This window comes from Emticicia sp. CRIBPO, assembly GCF_009905725.1.
In the GTDB taxonomy this organism is placed as follows: Bacteria; Bacteroidota; Bacteroidia; order Cytophagales; family Spirosomataceae; genus Leadbetterella.
Genome location: NZ_JAAAKV010000004.1, coordinates 180,933 through 204,777, shown reverse-complemented (window position 1 = coordinate 204,777; position 23,845 = coordinate 180,933). Strand labels below are relative to the sequence as shown.

The 23,845-nt window shown below is 37.0% G+C and carries 19 protein-coding genes; 15 read left to right on the top strand and 4 right to left on the bottom strand.

Annotated elements, in window-relative coordinates; translation table 11 throughout:
- The first annotated feature begins 1 nt into the window (after window position 1).
- From GVN16_RS09885 to GVN16_RS09860, 6 genes are all read left to right on the top strand, one after another.
- Complete coding sequence (locus GVN16_RS09885; protein ID WP_166563719.1) at window positions 2–670, top strand: hypothetical protein; 669 nt, start codon at window positions 2–4, stop codon at window positions 668–670.
- 30 nt (window positions 671–700) lie between these two features.
- On the top strand, window positions 701–1,300 hold the full coding sequence (locus GVN16_RS09880) for a hypothetical protein (RefSeq protein WP_166563718.1): 600 nt from the start codon (window positions 701–703) through the stop codon (window positions 1,298–1,300).
- Window positions 1,301–1,395: 95 nt separating this feature from the next.
- Window positions 1,396–1,929 (top strand): hypothetical protein, encoded by a 534-nt coding sequence (locus GVN16_RS09875; RefSeq protein WP_166563717.1) that lies wholly within the window; start codon window positions 1,396–1,398, stop codon window positions 1,927–1,929.
- A 36-nt stretch (window positions 1,930–1,965) separates the two neighbouring features.
- Entirely contained in the window at window positions 1,966–2,985 is a 1,020-nt protein-coding gene (locus GVN16_RS09870; protein WP_166563716.1) for a helix-turn-helix domain-containing protein, read from the top strand.
- A 52-nt stretch (window positions 2,986–3,037) separates the two neighbouring features.
- Entirely contained in the window at window positions 3,038–3,367 is a 330-nt protein-coding gene (locus GVN16_RS09865; protein WP_166563715.1) for a hypothetical protein, read from the top strand.
- Window positions 3,368–3,594: 227 nt separating this feature from the next.
- Window positions 3,595–4,053 carry a hypothetical protein gene (locus GVN16_RS09860; RefSeq protein WP_166563714.1) on the top strand — a complete coding sequence of 153 codons (459 nt, stop codon included), beginning with the start codon at window positions 3,595–3,597 and terminating at the stop codon, window positions 4,051–4,053.
- 169 nt (window positions 4,054–4,222) lie between these two features.
- On the opposite strand, the gene GVN16_RS09855 is transcribed toward GVN16_RS09860, so the two are convergent.
- Genes GVN16_RS09855 through GVN16_RS09845 form a run of 3 tightly spaced genes read right to left on the bottom strand, consistent with a single transcriptional unit; the run spans window position 4,223 to window position 8,251 of the window.
- On the bottom strand, window positions 4,223–4,945 hold the full coding sequence (locus tag GVN16_RS09855) for a hypothetical protein (RefSeq protein WP_166563713.1): 723 nt from the start codon (window positions 4,943–4,945) through the stop codon (window positions 4,223–4,225).
- A 47-nt stretch (window positions 4,946–4,992) separates the two neighbouring features.
- Window positions 4,993–6,906, bottom strand: a complete 1,914-nt coding sequence (locus GVN16_RS09850) for a sialate O-acetylesterase (protein ID WP_166563712.1) — start codon at window positions 6,904–6,906, stop codon at window positions 4,993–4,995.
- A gap of 10 nt (window positions 6,907–6,916) precedes the next feature.
- Complete coding sequence (locus GVN16_RS09845) at window positions 6,917–8,251, bottom strand: SGNH/GDSL hydrolase family protein (protein WP_166563711.1); 1,335 nt, start codon at window positions 8,249–8,251, stop codon at window positions 6,917–6,919.
- Window positions 8,252–8,862: 611 nt separating this feature from the next.
- Here GVN16_RS09845 and GVN16_RS09840 point away from each other — a divergent pair.
- The 8 genes from GVN16_RS09840 (at window position 8,863) to GVN16_RS09805 (ending at window position 21,120) form a co-directional block, all read left to right on the top strand.
- Window positions 8,863–9,642 carry a bifunctional 2-polyprenyl-6-hydroxyphenol methylase/3-demethylubiquinol 3-O-methyltransferase UbiG gene (locus GVN16_RS09840; protein WP_166563710.1) on the top strand — a complete coding sequence of 260 codons (780 nt, stop codon included), beginning with the start codon at window positions 8,863–8,865 and terminating at the stop codon, window positions 9,640–9,642.
- 875 nt (window positions 9,643–10,517) lie between these two features.
- Window positions 10,518–11,393, top strand: a complete 876-nt coding sequence (locus tag GVN16_RS09835; protein ID WP_166563709.1) for an ABC transporter ATP-binding protein — start codon at window positions 10,518–10,520, stop codon at window positions 11,391–11,393.
- Between the two features lie 2 nt (window positions 11,394–11,395).
- Window positions 11,396–14,581 carry a M1 family aminopeptidase gene (locus GVN16_RS09830; RefSeq protein WP_166563708.1) on the top strand — a complete coding sequence of 1,062 codons (3,186 nt, stop codon included), beginning with the start codon at window positions 11,396–11,398 and terminating at the stop codon, window positions 14,579–14,581.
- A 263-nt stretch (window positions 14,582–14,844) separates the two neighbouring features.
- Window positions 14,845–15,660, top strand: a complete 816-nt coding sequence (locus GVN16_RS09825) for a trypsin-like peptidase domain-containing protein (RefSeq protein WP_166563707.1) — start codon at window positions 14,845–14,847, stop codon at window positions 15,658–15,660.
- Window positions 15,661–16,176: 516 nt separating this feature from the next.
- A complete protein-coding gene (locus tag GVN16_RS09820) occupies window positions 16,177–18,618 on the top strand; it encodes an ABC transporter permease (RefSeq protein WP_166563706.1) in 2,442 nt (813 codons plus the stop codon).
- 290 nt (window positions 18,619–18,908) lie between these two features.
- Entirely contained in the window at window positions 18,909–19,292 is a 384-nt protein-coding gene (locus GVN16_RS09815) for a hypothetical protein (protein ID WP_166563705.1), read from the top strand.
- 30 nt (window positions 19,293–19,322) lie between these two features.
- Window positions 19,323–20,132, top strand: coding sequence for a glutaminyl-peptide cyclotransferase (locus tag GVN16_RS09810; protein WP_166563704.1), 810 nt, complete (start codon window positions 19,323–19,325; stop codon window positions 20,130–20,132).
- 319 nt (window positions 20,133–20,451) lie between these two features.
- Window positions 20,452–21,120, top strand: coding sequence for a hypothetical protein (locus tag GVN16_RS09805; protein WP_166563703.1), 669 nt, complete (start codon window positions 20,452–20,454; stop codon window positions 21,118–21,120).
- A 249-nt stretch (window positions 21,121–21,369) separates the two neighbouring features.
- On the opposite strand, the gene GVN16_RS09800 is transcribed toward GVN16_RS09805, so the two are convergent.
- Complete coding sequence (locus GVN16_RS09800) at window positions 21,370–22,041, bottom strand: TetR/AcrR family transcriptional regulator (RefSeq protein ID WP_166563702.1); 672 nt, start codon at window positions 22,039–22,041, stop codon at window positions 21,370–21,372.
- Window positions 22,042–22,191: 150 nt separating this feature from the next.
- Here GVN16_RS09800 and GVN16_RS09795 point away from each other — a divergent pair, with 150 nt between their 5' ends.
- Window positions 22,192–23,844: a peptidase domain-containing ABC transporter gene (locus GVN16_RS09795; protein WP_166563701.1), complete on the top strand. Its 1,653-nt coding sequence runs from the start codon at window positions 22,192–22,194 to the stop codon at window positions 23,842–23,844.
- Window position 23,845: the final 1 nt, after the last annotated feature.

Sequence of the window (23,845 nt, the reverse complement as noted above, 5' to 3'; positions counted from 1 at the left end):
CATGAATATTGAATTACGAAGCGAAATACTAGCATGCTCTTTGATTATAGAGGAAACAATTAATAGATTACTTCTGATCGAATTAGGCATCTTTGACAAGCCAAGTCCAACAAGGCTTTTTGGAGATAAGGGGAAAATCAACTTTCAAAACAAAATTGATTTGCTTTTTGATTTAGAGGTACTTGAGAAAGATGAAAATGCTAATCTAGAATTACTGATGAACTTTAGAAATAAGTTTATGCACATCATAAAATATGATTCTTTTACGTCTGTAATTAATTCTCTTGACAATGGGATCGTTAATAGATTTAGGAAATTCGCCGTCGACAACCATTTTTCTACAGAAAATGACTACTTGAACGCTTTTAGAAATTTATATGAGACTAATGTCGAAACTATAAAATCCAAATCAGAACACAAGCTCAAAAAAGTCACAGAAAAGCATAAATCTGCGTCCCTTCAAATAGACGTCATAGTTAGATTGTTCGAGTTTGTCACCCAGATGTTTGTTGAACTAATCGAAGCAGCAGATGAATCAGATAACTTGGAATTAAAAATGCACGTCCGAAAGTACTGGAACGATTTTACACAGAATGGTTTTCGAGCTGATATGGAATCTTTGAAATCAATATACGAAAATGACGAGCTTTGGAAGAAATTTTTAAGATAATCTCAAAAAACGAAATAAAAAAGATAAAAAATGTTTGAACTTAAAGATTTCTCAATCTGGGAAAAAGAAGTTTGGAATATTCTTTTAGATATCAAGTTAGCGGAAGCTAATTTGGTTCGACTCAACGAAAATTCCGAAGACCTCCCCACCGACCAGAGTATATCTGACTTCTTTGATTACTTCAGATATCAACAAAACTTTATCATCGTTATTCAGTTAAGCAAATTGCTGACGGACAATGTGAATCAAAAAGTGAGTTTTCACAAGGTAATTTTAAAATTAAAGAATAATTTAACTTCGGAAACGAAAGAAAAGATTAGAATGAATTACCAAGCTGTATCCGGTAATGATTTTAGGGATTTGCTTACGGAAATAGAAGGAGAACTTACTCAGAAGAGGCAGCTGATACATAAGTTAAAAGAGTTAAGAGATAGGCAATATGCACATAAAGATCTTATCGATCTACCACAAATGACACTCGATGAGATTCAGCATTTGATCGAATTTGCAGCAGTTATTTATAGATCCTTATCGGTGGCAGTTCTTTCCGGTTGGTCAGACATTATTAGAGATGATCTATGGGATATTAACCCTATTCTTAAACGATTAAAGAATGCAAGTAGGGCATAACTGCGATCAAAATGGAAAGGGATGAACAGAGAACTGGGGATGGAATTTATTTAAAAGCCAAACTGGAAGACTTTAATTAATATTCTCAAAAACAAATGAAAACAGCAACAATTGGCCTACTTTTTATGCTTTTCCCAGTTATAACTTACTCTCAAATTAAAATAGATGGGTTCGAGTATCAAGATAAAAAAATGACCTATGTAGAAATTTATGAATACGAAGGAAGTTTCGAAGATCTTGTGAATTATTTTAAAGAGTCTTATTTGTTTGATGAATTTAATGTAATAGGGGAAAGAATTTCAGGAATAACAAAACCAATTGATTTTTTGAAAGAGAGAGAGGACGGCACAACAGCTGTGTTTTTTAATATAAGCCAGTTAAGATGTAAGGCTTTTATTGACTTTAAGCCAGGAAAATATAAAATTACTCTTTCAGACATTAAATGTATATCAACTGGACAAAGTGGACTGCTGGGACCAAAAGGAGATGAAACAGAGTTAAGCCTATTCATGCTTAACATGAAAAATACTGATTGGTCTAAGAACTATTTAAAGAATCAGCAAAAGGTTATTCTGAGAACAATCCAGAGTAATTTTAAGGTGTCCAAATCGAAGGATAAAGATTGGTAGTACAAGAAATTAATCTCAAAAAACGAATAGATTTAGATGGCCTACTCAAAACTATTTTTTGGAAAGGATGTACAAGAATTGTCTTATAACGACATTGAAAGATTTTTTGAGGTTCCTAAAGAAGAGTCCGATAAAATTGAATTTAAAGCCATTGTTAATTTCAATTCGGACTCAATAAAAGGCATCCTAAAAGCAATAGTAGGTTTGCTAAATTCGGAAGGTGGAATTATCATCTGGGGGTCTCCAATTGGCCGGACAATCGAAGGCAAAAAAGAAAAAGTATTTTCAGGAGATCTTTCACCTACAACAGAGCTCATAGAGAAAGATAGTTTTATCAGTAAGATAGCAGACAAAATAACCCCTTCTCCTGCCGGTATAAAGTTCCAACAACTTCAAAAAGAAGAGCTGTTCATTTACATAATTGAAGTAGACCAAAGCTTTTATTCACCACATCAATTCGAAAACGTGTATTATATGCGAATGGATGGACAAACGAGACCGGCACCGCACCATTACGTTGAGGCACTATTTCGAAGGGTTACATTTCCTAAGCTTGAAGGCTATCTTAAGATTGAATCACTTAACGAACATGTGAATAGTCTTAAATTGATTTTGAAGTTTTTTATTTTTAATAAATCAAAGTTTCAAAATGAGTATAATTTATACTACAGGATTATCTCAACAAACGGATTCTTTGAAAGTATAGAGTATTTAGAGAATCACAGAGTTTATCTGCCAAACCGAACAAATGATATTATATCAAATGATGAAAAGGAAATTCTATTTAATAGTGAGGTATTTTCAACAACTAAAGAATTAACTATTGAAAATATACTACCAGAAAACTCAGGAAATGAATTTGAAATTGAATTTTTATTTGGTGGTAAACAATCCCCTTTGATGGTATCTAGGTACGTTATATCATTTGAGGATTTTAATAGGAATGATTTAAATACATTATTGAAAAGCATTTCCGAAAATCAGTATTACTTTGAATACAGTGAATCTATTAATATGTCAGATAATGAAAGAAGGATGGCGATTATTGGAAGGTAATTAACATAAAGGAAGTGAGAAATATTTGCCTTTAAAACGAAGAGATAGAAAAATGATTGATGCTCAGAATACAGTTCTTAGAGAATTAGGACTAATTTTAATTACAACCCAGACTACTGAAAAATTTCTAAAAGTTGTTATTGATTTTGTTTTGCCCAAAGAAGGCAGCTTCAATGTTGAAGATTTTCTAATACGCTTAAATAAAGGTGACAAAAGAACAATAGGCGTATTCATCAGTCTGTTACAAGATCGAGTTGATATCGTACCTTGGTTTGATACGTTATTAACTGATTTTCTTAAAATGCGAAATGACCTAATTCATGATGTTGACAGAATACCTGGTTACGGCCTTACTTCAGATGAGGAATTGTTAATATCATAAAAAATTGGTTGATCATAATGTAATCATCCAAAATATTTTGGGGGGCTTATTAAGAGCTTGGCAACTTCAAAATAATATTGTTCTTCCTGGTTTTGATACCACTCAGGACTTAATCAAGAATATTAGCCATTCGGTTATTCCGTTGATTGATGAAATTTTTAGTCAAAAAACGACCTGATTAATTGAAAATAACTTAAAATGGTATCTCAAAAAACGAAGAAAAGTACATGAAATATTTTGTAAGTAAAGATAAAAGTGCTGTAGGGCAATTGACACTGTTAATTCTAAGCTTGATTTTCTTTTCAATATTCATATATTTTGATATAACTGAAGAAATCCAAAACCCTGTTTCAGGTAGGATTTTCATTTTAATTATACTCTTTGGTGTCAATTATTTTTCAAGCAAGTTGAACGTGATCCATTTAGAAAATAGCACTTTCTTTGTAAGAAATCTTTTTAAAAAGACTAAAGTGATGCCAGCTTCGGAGTTTGATCGTGTCAAGGTATATTTCGTATTTTTAGGAGTTTTTAAAATAGCCTTTTATAATGGTGAAGAATTTCTTTTTATAGCGAATCCTAAAACCGCTTTCAAAACTTATTTTGTTACTGATTTTAAGAAGTTATCAAATGAAATTTCGGATGAAGTAAGGCAATTAATTGTGGAATCTAATAATTGCAAAAACTGACACTACCATTTATTAACGCAACTAGAAGGTTGATAAATGAACATGTCTCAAAAAACGAAGGCAAGCCATTAGTTTCATTCTGATGACTTGCCTTTTCTATATTTGCTTAATGAAAACCTTTTTTAGATTTCTAAAATCGAAAATTTCTTTAAAAATGGATATCATTAAATTATTCACACTCTGAATAAATGGCCGCACCAACTACCCAGTCTGTTTTAATCAAAGATTTTGAAGAAATATAGAATTGCTTAACCTGCCATGACCTGAGCTTTGTTAGCTTCTTGTTTTTACAAAGGCTTACCACCGGCAGGTTATAACATTCCACAATATCTAGTTCTTCAAGAGCCGTTAATTGTGAGAGGTCCAGAGAAGCCATCATACTGAATTTGGAAATTACAGTCTTAAGTTTTGTGTTTTTACCAAATTTCAAATTACCTATTGATGAGTAATAACCCCCTCCATCTGATTTACCTGAGCAATCAAGATACTCCAGGTTAATATTTTTACTGACATCAAGGGTATCAATTGCTGGTATAAATTCCTTAATAAGCCCATTAATGGGAGTGTAGTAATACTGGTTAGAAATGTCGGTTGACTTCTGCAGGCCTGTAAATTTTAAGTATTTGAGATTTGTAAAATACTCCAACCCCTTGAGGCTATTTCTGTTTCCTTCTAAATAAATATGTAAACTATCTATGTTCTTAATTTTACCATAACTAATCATTAGATCCGGTTTGGATTCAGTATCAATCTTAGCATCAATCAGATAGCGTTCAAACTCAGGAGACAAATTTATTAACTTGTCATCTTTGATTTCAGGATCAAATGAATCCTGTTTGCAACCCATAAAACTAATTACGAGTATAAGCAATATTGAGAAAATGGATTTCATAATTTTAAAACGTTTTGAGTTTATAATTAACATATATCAGAAACATTTTATTTTGTTAGCACCACGCGTTTTACTTCGTTATGTTGCTTAGTTTCAAGTCTGTAGTACAAAAACTTTATCTCCGTTGATAATACTATTTCGTCAAGTAAGATCGAATAATTATGTTTTCCACTTGAAATATTGTCGCTTATTTTTTTTAAAATTACGCCGTTTTGGTCCATTAAAATCAGTTTCATTGGAGTGTTCATTGTAGTCGAAAAAATAATATTTAATTTTCTGTCTGTTGAAACGGGATTCGGGAAAATACTGGTACTTTCCAACTGGGCTTCATTCTCTTGATTCTCTGCAGAAACACGTGCACCCGGGACTGATGTAAAAAAGACCCATGGAACTATTTGGGCTATTTTGCCGTCACTACCTTTTGCATAGCCCGAATACCCATCATCGCCGCCTACGGGGCTCGGATTATAATTATTTCCCATACTCGGCTCATCTTGTTCAAAAGCAAAACCGCCATAACTATTTTTCCATCTGTAAATATTATAGCTCCCAGTACTTACAGTATAATCCTTAGTTGAATTTTTAACAAGTGTTAATCTCGGTGGAATGACGGGCAAAATTGGGGCTTTTGAAAATATTGTACCCATATTACTATAGGTATCATTTGCCATTTGAATTAGATTTGCTTCACTAAAGTGTATTCCATCGGGAGTTCTTGGGGTAAAGCTGTCAGAATTCTCAGATAGCCACGAAATATTTGAAGGGCTAGCTGCTTGTACTGCTGCCTGCTCCTGAATGACACTATTGCCAATAGAGGTTGTTCCAGTAGGTGTAACTAAGTTATTGCTGTTATTTACAATGTTTAGATCCAGGGTTGATGGAGAAATTCGAGTGGCAGCAATCAAAGAGGCTTTTGAAATTGCCCATTGAAGATTTGAATGCAATGTTCTTGTATCAGCAATAATTGCATTAAGTTTTGTGTCATAATCATTGATAGAGTAGCCTGAAGGAATTGGCCCGGCACCGTATGTGCTACTTCTGTGAATACTTAAAAGTGTTTTTGTTTCAGCTTCTCCTTGATGCCATAATACAGCCCTAACACCGGTAATATTAGCAAAATAGCTTAAAACATCTCTCATATTTGAATAGGGTAGACGGTTGTCGAAAGTAGAAAATCCCCATGGATTGGATGTCGTCACTGTTGTTCCATAGGTTAAAGTATTAGCATAATTGTTACTATACATCTGCCTGACCCTTAATAATGATTCGTACCAGTTATCTATACTGGTTCCACTTAAAGCTACATTGTAGAAAGCGACAGGAATTACAATCCCAGACTCCCTGGTTACTATTTTATTGCCTAACGATTGATAGTACCACGGACGGTCACCAGTTGGGGCGATTATTGGTTGACTCGAATTTATAGGAGTGAATGATGGTGTCCATAAATCTCCATACCCGCCGAAAGGCATATTTCTGTTTCCTACCACGCAATCCAGGTCATCAAGACCTGAAATATATTGAGTATCTCCAAATCCTTGTGCATTGGATTGTCCTGCAATTATAAAAACTTCACCAACCCCAAACTTAGTCCACATTTGTGGCACACCGCTTACATAAGTATGAAATTTATACCACCCGGTGGGAACATCAAGAGTAAAATAAAAGTACCCAGAGCTCGTTCCAAGTGAATTGACTGCCCCAGCGGGCATGGCTTGGACAGTCTTCCAATCACTTACATAGTTCCCATATTTATCAAGTTTTTCTATCCTGTATTGAGCTCCTACTTGAGATCTGATTTGGCCGGAAAATGTTACATTTGTTGAACCACCTGTACCAGAACTAGTAGTTGACCGTTGAAATACAGTATTATCTCTGGGTGTCCAGATATTGTCGCAGCATTGTGAAAAAACATTGGTGATTGTAAAGAAAATTAAAAGGATTGTGAGTGTATTTTTCATGATTTCGCTGTTATTTTAAGTCTTTGATACTAATTAATGGAATTTTTGTGCCGTAATATGAATTAGTTGTCTTAATAAACTCGTTAGCAATCACCGCTTGGCCAATTTGGGTTGGGTGTATTCCATCAGAAGAGAAAAAGTTTCCTTCAGGATAAGATGGGTCTATCAGAAGTCCATCGTCTGTCACATAGTCGCCTTCAATTATTCTTGCATACAAAGAATTTAAATCTACAATTGGAATTTTATTTATGTCGGCAATAGCATTAATCCATCTATTATATATTTTAATATCTATCTTTTCTTCATCACCTATCACATATTCATCCAGAAGGGGTTGCTCTTTGGAATGTCCGATATAACCAACATTAGTAAACAGGACATTTGTATAATCATCTGGAATAATAATATCATTCGGATTAAGGTTTCTGACATATCCTCTCCAATGGAATTGGGCAAAAACCCGCTCTCCGTTTATACCTTTGATATCGTCATAACGATATTGCTGAAAAAAAGGAAACTTAAGCACATCAGGAACATTACATAGTACACCCTTTCCCCCTTTTGATATTAAATGTTGAATAATTTCGTTCTCTGGAAAATATCCTTCACGGTCATGATGCATCATACTAATAGATTGTCCATAACCCCCATTTTTATAATAGGAGACAAAATCATGCATCCCGATTTCAAATGTGAAAAAATCAACTTGATCTATTTCTTGTTGAATAAGGGACAAATAAGACACACCCTCATTTTGATCATCTTTTACAAATCGATGCATATGATCATAGGAGCTCCTTTCAAAAGTAGGTAGAAAAGCCCCCTTCATGTTCTCACTTACTGAAATATTTGAAACCTTGAGGAAGGGTATTGATAGATTATCTATTCGACCAACAACCTTTGGTAGCTTCTTTTCAGGGGCCGTCATTTCTGTTACTTTGGAAAAAATCAAAACTCCATTTTTCTTTTGAACTTTCTTAAACCCAATGCCATTTTTTTCAGATAAATCGAAGAGAGGTTGTCTAAAATCAGTCAATCCCATCTGCTTAGCTATAAGATTAGGAAAGGCTGAAATTTGACTTTCTCTATACAAACCCGCATCACGAACGCCGGCAGAAAGAGAGCTTCCAATAGCCACGTAGCGTAAAGGTTCGTCGTTTTTCTTTAAACCGTTTAAATTGTCGTTTTGACTTTTCGCTTTAAAGGGAATGAATGTAAGCGAGATGACCAAAGTGGAAATTAGTGCTTTCATTACAGGGCGAATGAAAATTTCCTTTTTCGCTATGCCAGGATTATCAAATCTATAATTTGACAATGGTTTAAAAGCATATACTAGTTGTTGCATAATAATGTTTTTTAAATAGTTGCTATCAATAAGCCAACAAGTTATGTCAAAAAAAGACTATCAGCATTATAATACGTATGTGGATTGTAGGGAATAGTTATTTAACGGTATTTAACTTATTTAACGGCTACACAATTAACTTGCAGGGCTAAATTATTTTTAGTTATATTGAATTGTGGTGTAAATAAGATGGCCCTAATTTCAAAGTGTTTTAAATGCCCTTTATTTCAAAAAACGAAGATTTCGGTGATTCTCAAAAGGACCAGGTACGAAAATCTTTTGATACAGCAATAGGTTCTGAAAATTTTGAAATAAAGGAATGTATTTTATGCTTACCATACAGTTTCGATAAGAAACAAACCAAATGGTGGTTTTGTGATACAGTTTTAACTATTGCAAAACTTTTCAATTTGCCTGTTACGAAGAAGCAAATTGGGTTCAAAATTCAATTTTGTACTAAATTAATATATAAAATATACTAAATTCTTTATCTTTAATCACTTAAAAAGGCCTTTATTCTAAAACAGATAATGATAAAATTAAAAAATATCTCACGTCAAAAAAATTAAGGTAAATATTAAATAACGTAAATTTTCAGCCAGTATAATTAAATGGAAAAAAATAGTAAACCCACTAATATTCCACATTCAAGAAAAAATGCAATAAAATTTATATATCAGTTTCTGGAACAAACAAATGTAAATGGCAAGTTAGTAATAGATTTATCTGCTGGTAAAGGATTCGTAGCCAGTTTATGGAAAAAAAATGGAGCAGAAGTAAGGGCCTTTGACCTTTATCCCGAATTGATGGAAAATGATGAAATATTTACACAAAAAATTGACTTAAACAAGATTTTCCCAATAGAATCAGGCTGTGCAGACTACGTACTGCTGATGGAAACCATTGATCATATTTCAGAGCAAAAACAATTATTTGATGAAATTGCCAGAATATTAAAACCCGGAGGTTGTTTAGTTTTGACAAAGCCAAATAACAGCAACATCTCGGGAAGGATAGCCAACCTTTGGCTAGAATCAGAACGAGGAGATATGTTACTACCTAATGAAAAATCTGTAATTGGTTATGATGAAAATCGCATTTATATGGGTAGAATCTTTTTAATTGGTATACAAAAAATCCGAACTCTTGCGGCTCTGGCTGGCCTCCGAATTGAGAAAATTTACCCTAACCAATTCAGCGTAAGCTCCTTACTTTATTTTTTATTATTTGGATGTTTTTTTTATATAAGAACCTATCTGACATTCAAAAGATTGTCAAAAAAACAAACCCTTAATAACAAAAAAGCAATTGAGGAACAATATAAGCTAAACCAAAATCCATTAATACTTTTCCAAAAACACTTATGCGTTATTTTAAAAAAGGTAAACTAAAAAAGTGGTTACCTTTTTTCAAATGTCGTAGAATATTCCTTTTACCATAATTCCGACTATAATTTTTATTTTATTGAAGACTATAAGTACTTTTTAAGTAATGGTTTTTTCTACATCTCTCTCGATCCGGCCCAACCAATAATAGAAGAAGTTGATGTAAATGATAATGATTTTATAAAAGCAGAACGAGTGCATTTATTTTCTAGACCTAAATTATGAGAAAATAGTCTCAAAAACGAAGCTTTGTGAAATAAGAAAGGAAATTTTGCAAAACGAGCATTTCTTTGGGGACAAGTAATTATCAATTAATCTGAAGTAAGAATAAAGAAGGCCGAAGAAATGCATCTCCGGCCTTAGTCTTACTTAAATCCACACAAATTTATCGGATCAATCCCAAAGCTTACGGGGCAGGTTAAACTTGAGTTTTTATAGAAAACAAGAAAAATGGCAGAGAAATCAAGGCAATAAAAAAGAGCTAGATCACTGTAACTCTCTTTTTTGAGCCTCCTATCAAGATCGAATCAATGACCTGTTGATTACAAATCAGAACGTTCAAGAATGAAAATTATGTTGGTTGACCCAAACGAAGATCTGCCCTTAAAGGGAACCACATAAAAATAGAAGCGATCAACAAATTGCCTTTCTGACCGTTCATCCTCAAAAATAACCATTCATCAGTCTAACGAACCAATAAAGTATTGTGTATTACAAGGTACAGGTCTTAAACAGTATCTTTGTTATGCAAGTTAATGATTGTAAGTCCTGAAACTGAAAATAAGAACCTTAAACATTAATATAGGCCACCGCTAAAGGGATAGTTGTCTGTAAAAAAAGCCCGGTTCCTGTCTGAAATTCTATTACCTGAAATTTACGCCATGAGTAAATTGACTATCAAAAATCTGAGCAAGACTTACTCCAATGGAGTAAAAGCCATCAACAACATTTCATTGGAAATAAGCAATGGTCTGTTTGGATTGTTGGGGCCAAATGGTTCCGGAAAATCATCGCTGATGCGTACTGTAGTTGGTCTGCAAACTGCCGATAGTGGTCAGATCCTTTTCAACGATGTCAATGTAGTTGATGATCCTTTCTTCCTTAAAAAACAGTTGGGCTTTTTACCGCAGGACTTTGGCGTGTATCCTAAAATATCTGCATACGATCTGCTGGACCACCTGGCCATTTTGAAAGGGGTTACCAACACCCGTGATAGAAAGGAGCAAATATTATCGCTGCTGCAAAAAGTGAATTTATTTGATTACCGGAAAAAAGAAGTGCATACTTTTTCGGGTGGAATGAAACAAAGATTTGGGGTAGCACAAGCATTGTTGGGTAATCCGAAAATTATTATTGTTGATGAACCCACAGCAGGGCTCGATCCCGAGGAACGCAACAGGTTTAACAGTTTGCTCAGCGAACTGGGAAAAGACATCATTATCATTCTTTCCACACACCTGGTAGAGGATGTCCGGAATTTATGTTCTCAAATGGCCATCATCCATAATGGCTCTGTTTTAAAGCAGGGTAATCCTAATGATTTGATTGCAGGTCTGCAGGGCCGCATCGGAAGAAAACAAATAACAAAGCAGGAACTTGATGACCATCAAAGGGAACACAGGGTTATATCCTCGCAATTCATAACAGGCAATTTAAATATTCATATCATGTCAGATGTGATGCCTGCTGACTTCCAGGTCATAGACCCCAGCCTGGAAGATGTGTACTTTTCTATACTCGATCAAAATTCAAATTAATTATGAATTTCGTATTCTTATTCGATATAAAGCGTTTCATCAAAAGATGGACCACCTGGGCATTGCTGGCTTTGATAGTGGCATTGGGCATACTGATCGGGAAAGATGCACATTTTACAATGGGTGAAGATGTCTATCAGAATTCGTCTTACCAAATTTCTTTTATCACCGCACTCTTTAGCTTATCAGCTATATTGTTTTCAACCATTTTTGCAGCCCAACAAGTAAACAAAGAGCTGGATAATAATTTTCACGAGATATTTTTCAGTACACCCATCAGGAAAAATCAATTTGTTGCGGGAAGGTTTGCCTCATTGCTGACATTCAGCTTTTTCAGCACCCTGATATTTACCTTAAGCTTTTTGTATGGCCATCTTTCAGCGGCAACCAACTTACAGAAAGAAAATGCTTCATTACTCTATTATGTACAACCTGTTCTCTTGTTTACTTTTGTCAACACGCTTTTTATAACGGCCGTGCTAAGCTTTGCAGGATGGATTTCAAAAAACAAGCTAATCATATACGTCAGCGGACTGTTACTGTACATGTTCTATACCGTCACCCTCATTTATTCGGGTTCACCATTAATGGCGGGAGCTTTGCCACAATCGGAACAAGCCAGGTTAATCAGTGCTATTGTGGATCCATTCGGTATGTCCGCCTACTTTTATCAAACAGCAACCTGGACTGTCGAACAAAGAAACACAGGGATGATTTCGTTGAACGGATTGTTTGCTTTGAATAGAATGATTGTTCTGCTTATCTCTTTCTTGTTGCTTTATGTAAGTATCAGGAAATTTAGTTATTCAAAAAAACAATCAAAGCTCCGGTCCAGATCAAAAGAGAACAGTAACGAAAACAATTTAAGCCTCAGCTACAAACAAACAGCCACACAACATCATGCACCGGCACACCTGAAAGCCTTACTTTCCTTTTCCAAAATACATTTAACCTATACTGTAAAAAGCATCCCCTTTGTACTGGCTTTATTGTATGTACTTTTTGGGGTAGGAATGGAAATACATGCAGCCATTGAAAAAGGCATCAGGATACCGCAGCATTACGCAAACTCCGGATTAATGACCGCTACCATTATTCAGCACTTTTACGAATTGGGTTTGTTCATCGTGTTGTATTATGCTTTTGATATTTTTTGGCGAAGTAACAATACACGTTTTAACCTGATTGAAAACAGCACCGCCAACACCTCAACCGGCTTTTTTGCAAAGTGGATCTCATTAATCGCGGTAACCCTGCTTTTTACCGCTGCATTAATTTTTGAAGGAATTGTCTTCCAATTATTATACAACTATCCGGCCGTCGAATGGAAAGTGTATGGCAACCTGTTTCTCTTTGTCACGTTGCCATTGATTTTAATGAGCGGATTTCTATTATTGATTAAAAAAATAATCAACCGGAAGTATGCAGGACTGGGTGTTGCCATACTGTTCGTTTTTATAATGGCAACATCCATAGGAAAGAATTTTATCACACATCCCCTGGCGAAGATATTCTATGGCATTCGGGTGAGCTACAGTGATATGAATGGATTTGGCCTGTATGGCTCTGCCTTTGCAACAGGAATGTTCTATGGATTTTGTTGTCTGATAATCTTACTCACCATTTACTACCTGGTAAAGAAGACCAATAGAAGGTGGTATGTATGGATGATATTAATTGCAGCGATCTCCGCTTGCTCTTATTCCGGAATAAAATTAGTGGACGGGTATAAACCAAAAAATGAAACCGTCAGTTTATTAGCACAGGCAAATTATGAAACCCTATACCGTAATTACAGCACCCGTCCCCAGCCAACTGTAACCAATATAATGACGACAGTAGATTTATTTCCGGAAGAAAACACATATCATATAAAAGGCACATACATTCTTGAAAACAAAACCAAATCAAACATCGACAGCATCCTGGTCAATTTTGCAAATGATTTTAACATCGATAGTGCTGCACTCCATATTGGCGATGAAATAATTATTGTCAAAGATCAGTACCAGCTTCTTGTGCTTCAAAAAGCGTTGCGACCAGGTCAAAAAACAACATTTCATTTCAATATTTCCTATGAATGGAAAGCGGTGAACGGTCATAACCCTTTTAATGCCGTTGTTGAAAATGGTTCCTTTATGCGTATCAGCCGATACTATCCTCATTTTGGATATGTGCTGGAAAATGAAATTGAAGAAGAAGCAACAAGAAAAAAATACAAGCTGGGAGCCAAATCATCAGTCACGTCATTTGATGCACCAAAAACTGCCAGTAATGATTTCATTACGCTTGACATGACGATCTCCACATCAGGCAATCAGACAGCCCTTGGTGTGGGAGAGTTGACCAAAAGCTGGAAACGACAAAACAGGAATTACTTTCAGTACAAAACCGATGATCCCATTCCGTTTAGATTTGCTGTATCCTCAGCTCAATACGCAGTAAAAAAAGAAAACTATAAAGGCAAGAGCTTTGAGATCTATTATCATCCGACACATGCTGAAAATGTAGATCATCTATTGAAAAATGCACGGATAACCATGGACTATTGCGAAACAAATTTTGGCCACTATCCATTTAAAACCATCCGGTTTGCAGAAGTATCAGGATTTACCAGGGGTTTTGCGGCAACGGCTTATCCTGCAACCATCTATATGACAGAGGACATGATTTTTCACTCCAATATTAAAGCGGATAAGCAACAGGATGTGATCAATGAATTAGCCGGACATGAACTGTCACATATGTGGTGGGGTAATACTCAGATAAATCCTGATGACAGAGACGGATCGGCCATGCTTACTGAAACTATGGCCATGTACACTGAAATGATGTTGCTCAAAAAAATGTATGGAAAGGAAAAAATGCTGGATCGGATAAAAATGAACCTCGACATTTATACCAATAGCAAAGGCTTTTCAATAGAACAGCCTTTGTACAAGGTTCAGCCAGGAGAAACTCATATATCTTATTCAAAAGGAGTGGTTGTGATGTATTTATTAAGTGAACTGATAGGTGAACAAAAATTAAATGAAGTGCTGAGAAATTTTATTGAAAAGCATAAATACCCCAATCCAAAACCTGTTTCAACAGATTTTTTAGATGAACTATACAGGTTAACGAACTCATCTCTTCATTATAAAATAGATACGTTATTTAAAAAGATTGAGCCATTAAGTGTTGAATAGGTATATCCGTAAATTTTCACTGCGGTGGGTCAAAATATTAAATGAAGAACCAGGACATTATGCTATTTGTCCGGTTTGTTTTGGGAATGCCTGATAAAGACGAGCCTAAGGATCTGAATTGGAAACCGATTTAATCACCTCCCCTACTAACCCACTCTGATACAATGGCTTAAAAGAAATTTTTTAAAGCCCCATTGTCTTTTGGGTAAATCAAAAACATGTGTATATTTGAGAGTTATAGTCTATTAGAACAACCTTAATTTATGAAGATTCATCAAGATAATTTCTCTTATGCAATTTTACTCTCGATCGATGAGGGGAAATCTAAAGGTTCAGGATTTCGTCTAAAGTATAAAGGGTTTAATTTTCTAGTATCGGCTAAACATGTTTTTTATGACGAGAACAACAAATTGTATGGAGACACTCTGATTGCAAATTGCCCTTCATCACCTTTGGGACAGGGTCAGTTACAACTTCAAATTGATTTAACTGCAGCTAATATTTTTTATTCTAAAACTTCAGACGTCTGTGTTTTATTACTAGGAGAGAACCATCATCTTACTACGCCGACTGGTCATCTTAAATACGAAACTGGAGACCATAAACGACCGGCACAACTTAAGCTTAAAGAATACGTTGAAGTTTTAGAACAAACTGCTAAGCATATTACCTCCCTAGAAGTTGAAGCAACTAGAAATCTTAGTGAAATAGGCATTGCAAACGATGTTTATTTAATGGGCTATCCTACCTCACTTGGTTTAACTCAAAGCAAATATTTTGACATCACAAAACCCTTAATTAGAAAAGGAATTATTTCTGGAATTAATACTAACGAAGAAACTTTTATCATTGACTGCCCTTCCTACCAAGGAAATTCTGGCGGACCAGTAGTAGAACAAGGCGAAGACGGGTATTTTAGAATAATCGGCTTAGTTTCTCAATATATACCATACGAAACCACATGGTACAACAATAGAGAGAGAATTAAAAATACTGAAGTATCAAATTCGGGCTTCTCGGTTTGCGTTCCTTTTGACAAAATCAATGAATTAATTGAGAGCAAAATAAACAGCCTATAACAAGCGGTTTAGCAATAAGTTGGCAGGATATCCAAAAAAAAGAACTTACTTATTTAAAGGACAAGATAAAATAGAAAAAAAAGGAACATGCCGCTAACATGGGGTTTGGCAATATGGCGACTGAAGAATAGACGATTCATATTCTGGCTTTATCAAAATGGCATGGTTAATCCGACCGAATGTTATTTCGAATTATTCAACAAAAAAGGAAAACGAAGAATGACAATTGCGGAGTTTGTCGAAGGTTCAAAGGTTACATTTTTTCGCAGAGGAACTATAATAATCTGACGCTGTCCAGCCTGCAACATGCGGTTTCTTATTATACTGTCAAGCAAATAAACCCTAATCTGTTGTTCGCTATCATCATTTGTTCCGGCAGACGCTTTTCAATATAGCTTTTACTTGTTATCTTCATCTCATGTGATTCTATCGGGTGGCTTCGGCCGGCCGATTCAGTCGATCCTTGTTCATTGACGGCAAATTCCCGACAGTTTAAACCTCTAACGAAAAAAAGCTATGAAAGAGAAACTACCTCCTTATGAGAATCCGACCGGGCTGCTTAGAAAAATCCTGGAGCCCGCCATGTTCAAAAATTACTTCAAGACCGCTACGCGTAACCTGGCGAAAAACAAATTCTTTACCATTTTAAATGTCTTTGGACTGGCAGTGGGCATGTCGCTCAACCTGCTGTACGTGGCCATGATCGTGTTCATCTACCAGTTCGACAACTTCCATCCGGATAGTGAGCACCTATACCGGATAATCACGCACGTGGAGGACCGGCAGGACAATCCCTCGTACGCGTCTGTGCCTATCGGTGCTGCTGAACTGCTGAAAGCGAATTTCACCGGCGTGGAAAAGGTGGTACGTATTCATCAGTCGCTTCCCCGCAATGTTCGTTATGGAGAAATGAAAATTTCTTTACACGGATACTTTGCGGATGCCGGATATCTTTCGATGTTTAACTTTCCACTGCTGCAAGGCAACACCGCCACTTCGCTTACCAATCCTAATACGATGGTGATTACCGAGGAAGCAGCTGCCAGGATCTTTGGAGAAAAGGACCCGATGGGCCAATTGGTATTCATAGAGCCCTATGGCGACGTGATGGTCACGGGTGTAGCGAAAGACATGCCGAAAAACTCGCACCTGAAGACCGAGGCTTTGGTCTCATTCGCCACGCTCACCTCCTATCACGGTGCGTCTTTTACAGGCAACTGGAATAACTTCCGCAATTCATATGCCTATCTGCAAGTCTCTGACGACGTGAGTCCCTCAGCCCTTGAAGCCTTCCTCAACGGCATTGCAAAAGAAAAATACAAAAAACCCGAGTTCCAGGCTTCGTTCGAACTGCAGCGGTTCGATAAGATTGTTCCCGGGCCTGAGCTCGACAATGATATGGGAAACGAATGGAGCTACCAGGAAATGCTGCTCATGGGCGTGATACCCATGATCATATTCTTCGCGGCATGCAGCAACTACGTCAGCCTTGCCATCTCCCAGGCACTCAAACGGATGAAAGAGATCGGTGTCCGTAAGGTGATGGGAGCACGAAAAAAACATATCTTTATGCAGTTTATTGCCGAAAGTACGATCATTATGCTGCTGGCTGTGATACTGTCATATTTTTTCTTTGAGTTCATCCGCGGTGAAACCCTGTCGCTTACCTCCGGCCTTGATTGGGTCGACCTGAACCCTACCCTGGGAACATTTGCCGGTTTCTTAGCCTTCGCCATCCTTGTGGGCTTTATTTCGGGCCTGGTGCCGGCATTTCATTTTGCAAAGACCGGTGCCGTCATGGCACTCAAAGGGCAGGAGATCCAAACCAAAACGGGCCGTCTGTTTTCGCTTCGTAAGTTGGTGATTACCCTGCAGTTCATCCTGTCGCTTGGTTTTACTTTTGCGGTATTGATTATGCAACAACAGTACCGGTACTCTATCAGTTATGATTTCGGATTTGACCAGGAGAAAATACTCAATGTTGATCTTCAACAGGCCGATCCGCGACTGGTCAGAAATGAATTTGGAAAGCTTTCCTTCGTTCCGCTGATCTCTATGTCGTCGCATCTGCTGGGGGCAGGAAGCGTACCGCCCTTGCACGTGAAGCAGGTGGCCCATCCCGATTCGATAGATGCAAGTAGGATAGCCATCGATGAAAACTTTATCACCAACATGGGTCTGCATCTTGTGGTGGGAAGGAACTTCTCCGGCGACGCCGGCGAAAACTCACGTCTGATCATCATCAATGAAGTATTGGCCAAAAAACTGAGTCCAAAAGACGCTTCCGGGGCCATCGACCAGGTGCTTATCCTGCCTGATAAAAGAGAAGTGAGGGTAGCGGGTATTCTGAAAGATTTCCACTACGCCAGCCTGCGATCACCCATTGAAAACTTCTTCTTCGAGTATGCACCTGAGAAATTCAGTTATGCGAATTTTCGCCTTCAAACAGGCAAGCAGAGCCAGGCTTTTCCGGAAATGGAAGCAGCCTGGAAACCGATTGGGAGAGGTAGCAGGTTTAAAGCCGAATTCCTCTCCGACCAGATCCGCGATGCCTATTCGTCTTACAACGAAATTATGAAGCTGTGGGGATTCATGGGACTGCTGGCCATCACCATAGCGTGCCTGGGGCTGTTGGGCACGGTCGTGTTCACCATCAAAAACCGGGTCAAAGAAGTGAGTATCCGGAAGGTGATGGGTGCTTCTTCGCGAAGCCTGGTGTACCTGCTATCCAGGGAATTCATTGTACTGCTGGCTATCGCGGGTCTCGTCACGATTCCAGGCGTCTGGTTTTTAATGAAGTTGATGCTGCAGGAGGCACAGTACTACAATGCCCCCATTGGAGCCCTTGAAGCCGTCATAAGCCTGGTGGTGGTGCTAAGCCTCGGACTAACGACCATCTTCTCGCAAACGTTGAAGGCGGCCAATACGAATCCGGTGGATAATTTGAGGGCGGGGTGATTGGATGCGACAAAGAAAATTAGCAGTATTTCCGCCATGGAGTGAAAAAGTTAAAAGTGATAAACGATAAGTGCCTCGTCCGACCTGACGGTCACGCCGGGCGGGCTTACACACGAGTAGCTTAAAATCCTAGGATGAAAACAACATTCAAGATAATATTCTGAGGGAAATTATGAAGATGTATGGTACGACTCGAATCTTCCAGAGAGTTGAGAGTGTCTTATTTATTTAATTAGAGATAATTAATCTAAGCGAGTCGAAGGAGTCTCAAAAACGAACTTTTCAAAAACATGGAATTACACCGCCCATATACAGATATTTTCAAAAGGAATGCCGATTTCCGGGTGAACTACCGGTACTATTCTTATGAGGAAGGAGGGCGTTGGAATCCTGTTTACCAGGGAATCCGAAGCGACTTTTGGTATAAAAATGAGGGGAATCTGAAAAATTCGATTTACATGATCTGGCCGGAGTTTGAGGATGCTTCCAGAAATGTGATCTTAGACAAATCAGAGCCGATTGCTCTTTCAGGTACAGCCAGAATGTGGATAATCAGTCCTGATTTAATACCCTATCATAAACAACACCTGACTTTAGGTATGTCAGGATATTTTCAAGAGGGCGGGAAACGGACGGCCGAATGTACAGTAACTGAATTGATAAATCTTAGGTAAAAGGGATTGTCTTAAAAAACCAACTAAACCATGAAAGTCTATTATGTGCCGTCAATCACTTTTTTTGTTGCGATCATTCTTTTCTTTTCTTGTTCAGAAAGAGAATCGAAGGTTAAAACAGAAAATTCAAATATTAAACAGTTAAATTACCAGGTGATTGATACCTTGCTTCACGATACTACTTCCTTTACAGAAGGGTTGGTATATTACAATAATAAGTTATATGAAAGCACCGGTAGCCCTGATGAAATACCATTTACAAAATCACTGGTAGGACCTGTAAGCGGTAAGGGAACAATTGAGGCAAAAGTCAAATTGGAAAAAAAATATTTTGGTGAAGGAATTACCATATTTAAAGATAAAATCTATCAGTTGACTTATAAGGATCAAAAAGGATTTGTTTACTCATTTCCATCTTTTAAGAAAATAAAGGAATTTCAATTTCAAAATAAAGAAGGCTGGGGTCTGACTAATGATAGTCTGAATTTGATAATGAGTGATGGGACGCATGTGTTGACGTACCTCGATCCAAATAACCTTGAAATTGTTAAGACTCTGAATGTAAGGCTTGATGGGTACGGACAATCAAATATTAATGAGTTGGAATATGCAAATGGATTTATCTATGCTAACATCTGGCAAACAAATCAAATCATTAAAATAAATAGTCAGAATGGAGATGTAATCGCTTTAGCGGATTTCACAGATTTAAAAAAGTATGTTTCTTCCATCTATGCAGAATCACTGGAAATGAATGGTATTGCTTATGATAAAAAGAATAACTATTTCATAATAACAGGTAAAATGTGGCCCAGATCATTTATAATAAAATTCTTATAAACTATACTGAGTGATTTACAAACGACAATAACTAAGATACAATACCCTGTTTTTTTATTGTTCGTGTTAGTTCAAATTGATCCGGAAAGCTCTATTAAGAGAATCGTGAAAACTAAAAAATGAAGCTACCTGTTACTCATAAACCAAAAGGCTATCTCAAAAAAACAGCAAAACCAAACTCCACACAAACTCCTGAAAATTAATGAGATAGTACACATAAAGCTTTGTAATTGACTTTAAATACTTTACTTTTGAAAAGAGTCGCTTCATTACCCTCCTGAAGCTTTTTAATTTATCTAAACTATTCCCAATTACAGCCATGGCTTCACAAAACCTCTCCTCACCAAGGTATACATCAGAAGGCTGGTCGTCAATCGTCAGTGGTGTATTTGGCTTATTGGCCATCGGAGGTTTGATCGGATACTTACTGGTGCGTTCTCCAACACCTGAAACCGGTGTTCTGATGAACAGACTTCATGATGCAGCGGTGATCGTTCAGTTTTTATTTTTGCTTCCCCTGGTATTTGGGATTAGGAAGATTTCAAAGAATCAGCCCCTTTTTATCAGCCAAACAACGGTCTTAACAGGCGTTACGGCGATTTGCCTGGTTGTTATCTCTTTGATATTCTTATTTCCAAAGGTGGTGTCAGACATTCTGTACATGATTCCCCAAGGTATTTTCGGAGCATGGCTGGTCTTTATCAACTTACGTCTAAAAGCTGTATTTTCAGGAAGTCTCAGATGGTTTGGAATCATTGTAGGGACAGGACTTGTTTTGGTGGGGCTATTTCCTTTGGGATTTGCTATTTTTATTGACCCTGATCCGCTCCGGATTCCTCCTCCAGCAGCAAAAGAGTTTCCTAAGACCACTGCCAACAATATCCTGCATATTATTCTTTCCGTCGGTTCAATTCTCGGCGTGTTAACACTTCCGGTATGGTCAATTCTGTCGGGTCGCAGGTTTCTGACATATAATAAGGATGGTTAAAGGGCGGATGGTCTCAAAATTTGCCACAATCTCCATAAGAAAATCAATGCGATCTAAAACCGCTTCATCAGCGAAAATATCGCAGAACTTTCCCCATGTATAGCAGTGTGTCCGGTAAGTGTATGCTCTCTCTTTAGCCTCTTCTCATTCTCAGAAAATCTTGCCTCCTTTACATCAAGACCGGCGGAAAAATGTTGTTGTAGCCCTGACAATTGCCTGGGTTCTACATCGAAGAAGGACATCTAACTATCAGCCTAAAACTTTAAGTAACAGATCTTCGATAAACTGGCTTGTGAATTCAGAATTGCTTCTTGCTGATGCATCCGTGAGTTTAGGGAGGTTGACACTGAAATACTGTTGATGGTGTGAAGTTTCGATCAATGTGGTACTCAAAGACCTGGGGTACATATAATGGGGATTATAATCAGAAATGACTTCTGCTATTTTGGCACATAAGTCCTTATAGGGTTTAAATACTTCATTTTTATTGATTTCCGCAACATCTTTAACGAGGTAAACCTTGCTGCTCTCTGCTATAACTATCTGATTGAGTAACTTTTTATTATAATCCAGTTGATTCACACTTTCTGACAGCTCGTGTGTAAGCAGATGGACGATGATTTTCAATCTCTCTTTTTTATCGGTTATATTTTCTAACTTAAAAGTGACCAGAAATTCCATATAGCACCAATACCAGTTTAGAATGTAAAGTAACAGACGGTGCTTGTTTTCAAAATACCGGTAGATCGTGGCTTCTGTGCTGTTGATCTCAAGTGAAAGTTTCTTAAAGGTAAAATGTTCAAACCCCAGTTCATAAATAAGGTCAATCGCTTTCTTCACCATTAATTTCCCGACCTCACTGCTTTCAGGATTTCTTAAATATATTTTTTCATTTATTTCAAACTTTATCTGAAATTCCATAGTAGTAATTGTTTTTGCAAAGATAATAATTTATTCCAAGAATGAAGTAATTGTATCTTTCATTAATGTTTAACTATTAACAATAATAGTATTACTATTTTTCTAAATAGTTTCTATATATTTGTAGCATAATAATTATATACAGGTGGCATGAAAAATGAAACTTACAGTTTTGAGAAATTAGTTAAGCTGATCAGGTTGGAACGCAGTGAGATCACAGTGATCTATTTTTACGCCATTTTTAGTGGTTTGATTCAGTTGAGCCTTCCTTTAGGAATACAAGCCATTCTTGGGTTTGTGCTGGGAGCCACTATGGTGACATCGGTGTATTTATTGATTTTCATTATTATCGCCGCTGTGTTTGTGGTGGGTTATTTGCGAATCAATAAAATGAAAATTATTGAAAAGATTCAGCAGAAGATTTTTGTGCGTTTTGCGTTTGAGTTTGCTGAGAAAATACCAAAGCTTGATTTAAAGGCAACTGACCAATATTATCTGCCGGAAAAGATAAATCGATTTTTTGATACGCTCAATGTGCAGAAAGGAATTTCGAAACTGCTTCTGGATATTCCCGGTGCAAGTATTCAAATCTTTTTTGGCTTAATATTGCTGTCGTTATACCATCCCTTTTTTATAGTGTTCTCTGTGGTTCTGGTAGCATTGCTTTGGGTGATTTTCAATATAACAAGTATAAAAGGCTTAAAGACAAGCATTAGTGAGAGCAATTACAAATATGAAGTAGTGGCGTGGCTTGAAGAATTGGGGCGGGTCATTAAATCTTTTAAGTACAGCCAGGGAAGTCACCTGAATCTTATAAAGGCGGATGAAAAAGTGCTGAATTATATAAACGCCCGGACATCCCACTTCCAGGTGCTGTTATTTCAATTCAAGACTTTGATATTTTTTAAAGTAAGTATCACCGCACTTATGCTTATTTTAGGAACCTACCTGTTGTTTAGTCAAAAGATCAATATCGGACAGTTTGTGGCCGCTGAAATCGTTATTTTGAGCATTATCGGTGCCATAGAGAAGCTGATTGCGAGTCTTGATAATGTTTATGATGTGGTCACGGGACTATACAAGATCGATTCGGTGGTTGAGCTTCCTTCTGAAAAAGGAGGGGAATTTGAATTAAGAACATCCGAGTTAAGTATAGAGCTTAAAAATGTCCACTTCTCATACCAGGAAAACAGGAAAATTTTTGAAAACATTTCGGTTTTAATACCTGCCAGGGGTATCACATGTATTTCCGGTGAAGAAAGCAGCGGCAAATCCACTTTCCTTAAATTACTGACAGGCAGCTATATGGACTTTAAAGGAGAGATTAATTTTAATGGCATACCGCTTCAGAATTATTCGTTGGAAAGCCTCAGGTCACGGATGGGGATCCTTTTGTTCGGACAGGATCTTTTTGAAGGAACACTTTATGAGAACATAACTTTAGGAAGATCAGAAATAGTGATCGATCGTATTCTGGATTTGTCAAGGCGGTTAGGCATCGAAAACTTTATTTCATTTTTCCCCAGCTCTTTTGAAACCCGGATTGATCCTTTGGGCCGGAAACTTCCTTCTTCCCTGGTTAAGAAAATTCTTCTGCTGAGGGCCTTGATTCATGATCCGGTTTTACTGGTTCTGGAGGAGCCGTGGATGGGTTTCGATGAAGGCATTGAGCAAAATATCAAGAATTATCTATCCGCCATTTCAAGTAGCAGGACGATCGTTATTTCTACCAACGATCAAAGTTTTATAGAAAAATGTACTGCCAATTTTCATATCTCAAATGGAACGATACTAAAGAAATAAA

Coding starts and splice junctions, on each gene's coding strand:
- GVN16_RS09885 (WP_166563719.1), top strand. CDS start 2: ATGAATATTGAATTACGAAGCGAAATACTAGCATGCTCTTTGATTATA.
- GVN16_RS09880 (WP_166563718.1), top strand. CDS start 701: ATGTTTGAACTTAAAGATTTCTCAATCTGGGAAAAAGAAGTTTGGAAT.
- GVN16_RS09875 (WP_166563717.1), top strand. CDS start 1,396: ATGAAAACAGCAACAATTGGCCTACTTTTTATGCTTTTCCCAGTTATA.
- GVN16_RS09870 (WP_166563716.1), top strand. CDS start 1,966: ATGGCCTACTCAAAACTATTTTTTGGAAAGGATGTACAAGAATTGTCT.
- GVN16_RS09865 (WP_166563715.1), top strand. CDS start 3,038: ATGATTGATGCTCAGAATACAGTTCTTAGAGAATTAGGACTAATTTTA.
- GVN16_RS09860 (WP_166563714.1), top strand. CDS start 3,595: ATGAAATATTTTGTAAGTAAAGATAAAAGTGCTGTAGGGCAATTGACA.
- GVN16_RS09855 (WP_166563713.1), bottom strand. CDS start 4,945: ATGAAATCCATTTTCTCAATATTGCTTATACTCGTAATTAGTTTTATG.
- GVN16_RS09850 (WP_166563712.1), bottom strand. CDS start 6,906: ATGAAAAATACACTCACAATCCTTTTAATTTTCTTTACAATCACCAAT.
- GVN16_RS09845 (WP_166563711.1), bottom strand. CDS start 8,251: ATGCAACAACTAGTATATGCTTTTAAACCATTGTCAAATTATAGATTT.
- GVN16_RS09840 (WP_166563710.1), top strand. CDS start 8,863: ATGGAAAAAAATAGTAAACCCACTAATATTCCACATTCAAGAAAAAAT.
- GVN16_RS09835 (WP_166563709.1), top strand. CDS start 10,518: ATGAGTAAATTGACTATCAAAAATCTGAGCAAGACTTACTCCAATGGA.
- GVN16_RS09830 (WP_166563708.1), top strand. CDS start 11,396: ATGAATTTCGTATTCTTATTCGATATAAAGCGTTTCATCAAAAGATGG.
- GVN16_RS09825 (WP_166563707.1), top strand. CDS start 14,845: ATGAAGATTCATCAAGATAATTTCTCTTATGCAATTTTACTCTCGATC.
- GVN16_RS09820 (WP_166563706.1), top strand. CDS start 16,177: ATGAAAGAGAAACTACCTCCTTATGAGAATCCGACCGGGCTGCTTAGA.
- GVN16_RS09815 (WP_166563705.1), top strand. CDS start 18,909: ATGGAATTACACCGCCCATATACAGATATTTTCAAAAGGAATGCCGAT.
- GVN16_RS09810 (WP_166563704.1), top strand. CDS start 19,323: ATGAAAGTCTATTATGTGCCGTCAATCACTTTTTTTGTTGCGATCATT.
- GVN16_RS09805 (WP_166563703.1), top strand. CDS start 20,452: ATGGCTTCACAAAACCTCTCCTCACCAAGGTATACATCAGAAGGCTGG.
- GVN16_RS09800 (WP_166563702.1), bottom strand. CDS start 22,041: ATGGAATTTCAGATAAAGTTTGAAATAAATGAAAAAATATATTTAAGA.
- GVN16_RS09795 (WP_166563701.1), top strand. CDS start 22,192: ATGAAAAATGAAACTTACAGTTTTGAGAAATTAGTTAAGCTGATCAGG.